This is a genomic window from Candidatus Tokpelaia sp. (assembly GCF_008636115.1).
Taxonomy (GTDB): Bacteria; Pseudomonadota; Alphaproteobacteria; order Rhizobiales; family Rhizobiaceae; genus QLZD01.
In genome coordinates this window covers 1-391 of record NZ_QLZD01000029.1, presented here as the reverse complement: position 1 = coordinate 391, position 391 = coordinate 1, and the positions used below count along the sequence as shown (strand labels likewise).

Here is a 391-nt window from a genome sequence, read left to right as displayed (position 1 = left end):
TGCTCGGCTATCAAAGCCTTTTCCTGCAATTCGTTTTGTCGGCGCAGTGCCGCCGCATTACTTTTTGCAATTTCTGCCTGCCAGTAAGCCGTGCATTCCGCTTTTGCCTGTTCCCTTATGCGTGTCTCATACCGCTCACCCTGTTTGGCCAGGCTCAACAATCCCTGTGTCAAAAATGACAGGAACCCAAGAATAGCGAGGATAATAAGCCACCATTTGACGGCCTTTATTGTCATAGCTGCCTCCAGCGCTGCACCCATTGGCTCCGCAACTCCGCCTGTTTCAGCCGGGCGGCCAAAATAAAGGCGGCAATCTTATCGTTTGCCCATTCATAAGCTTCGGTCATTGGCCCTAAAATTGCACTGATAAAATCTGCCACCGCCTGCAGGCC

General features: G+C 51.7%; 1 protein-coding gene. It reads right to left on the bottom strand.

The window, feature by feature from the left end; translation table 11 throughout:
• Positions 1 to 236 (bottom strand): hypothetical protein (locus DPQ22_RS04945; RefSeq protein WP_210244018.1); only part of this gene is annotated, 236 nt, incomplete at its 3' end.
• Positions 237 to 391 lie beyond the last annotated feature (155 nt).